This window comes from Streptomyces sparsus (genome assembly GCF_054776295.1).
Genome location: NZ_BAAHCA010001119.1, coordinates 1 through 1,432 on the forward strand (window position 1 = coordinate 1; position 1,432 = coordinate 1,432).

A 1,432-nucleotide genomic window follows, 5' to 3' on the forward strand; every position below is an offset into this window, starting at 1 on the left:
CGGCGGAACCGCTCCGGCCGGGCCCGCTCGGCGGCACCGAACTGGGTGTCGCCTGCCGCCTCTCCCTGGCGATCGGCATGGCCGCGATGCTGCTGACCCTGTGAGCGGTGGCAGCCGTGCCGGGTGCCGGGAGCGCAGGCAGCCGCCGGCCCCAGGGCCCGGCTCGGCGGCGTCCCGGGTGAGGCGTGCGTCACTTCCCCGCGATGCCGTACCGGACTCCGGCCGCCGCGTCCTACCCTGTGGACCATGACGGTCGCGCTCGCGCTCCTTCTCCTGGGCGGTCTGACCGCGGCGATGGCGCCGCGGCTCCTGGCCCGCAGCTCCTGGCCGGACCGTGAACCGGTGCTGGCCCTGTGGGTCTGGCAGTGCGTGGTGGCCGCCGTGTTGCTGTGCTGCGTACTGGCGATGGCGCTCAGCGCCGCGGAGGCCTGGCAGGCGGTACGCGGCCGGGTGTTCGGGCCCGCCCCGCAGCAGGTCCTGGACGCGTACGCGCTCTCTTCCGACGGCCACCCGTGGGCGGCGGTGCTGGCGGTGCTGCTGTTCGTCGGCGGCGCCTGGACCCTGGCGATGCTCACCCGGGAGGTGTGGACCGCCCGTTCCCGACGCCGGCGCAAGCGGGCGGGACTGCGCACCCGTTCCCCGCTGCTGCCCGGCGAGGAGGAGGACGCGGGTGAGCGGCTCATCGTGCTGGAGGGCGAACAGGCCGAAGCCTGGTGGCTGCCCGGGGCGCAGCCCCGTCTGGTCATCACCACCGCCGCGCTTCGGCGGCTCAAGGGCCGCCAGTTGGACTCGGTGATCGCGCACGAGGAAGGTCACGTGAGGGCCCGGCACGACTGGCTGCTGCACTGCTCGTCGGCGCTCGCCGGCGGTTTCCCGCAGGTGCCCGTCTTCCGCGCCTTCCGGCACCAGATGCACCGGCTGGTGGAACTCGCGGCCGACGACGTCGCCTCCCGGCAGCACGGCCGGCTCACCACCGCGCTGGCGCTCGTCGGCCTCAACGAGGACCGGGCGGTGTTCGGGCCGTGCGCCTCGCACCGCACGCTGCTCCCGCAGCGGGTGGACCGGCTGCTCTCGCCCGCCGACCGGCTGCCGGTGGGCAGCAGACTCCGGATGACCGCGCTGGCCTCGCTGGTGCCGGTCATCCCGCTTCTGGTGGCGTTCGTGCCCGGCCTCAGCGCGCTCAACTGATGCCGCACCCCGCTGCCGCGACCCCGGCGAGGGGCGTGCTCTTCGACTTCTCCGGCACCCTGCTCCGGGTCGAACCGACGCTGGACTGGCTGCGCGCGGTACTGACCGACACCCGTACGCCGGTGCCGGAGGCGGAGGCACGCCGGCTGGCGAGCGCCCTGGAGCACGCCGGGGCGCTGCCCGGCGGCGCTCCGACCCGCGACGTACCGCCGGAGCTGCTGCCCCTGTGGCAGGAACGGGACCG

General features: G+C 75.3%; 1 protein-coding gene and 1 pseudogene. Both read left to right on the top strand.

All coding sequences use genetic code 11. The annotated features are described in order from the left end of the window. Nucleotides 1-246 precede the first annotated feature (246 nt). Entirely contained in the window at nucleotides 247-1,188 is a 942-nt protein-coding gene (locus tag ACYVE9_RS26775) for a M56 family metallopeptidase (RefSeq protein WP_461030481.1), read from the top strand. Then, nucleotides 1,188-1,432: pseudogene (locus ACYVE9_RS26780) on the top strand (hydrolase); the annotation flags it as partial. The gene ACYVE9_RS26775 and the pseudogene ACYVE9_RS26780, both read left to right, overlap by 1 nt.

Coding starts and splice junctions, on each gene's coding strand:
- ACYVE9_RS26775 (WP_461030481.1), top strand. CDS start 247: ATGACGGTCGCGCTCGCGCTCCTTCTCCTGGGCGGTCTGACCGCGGCG.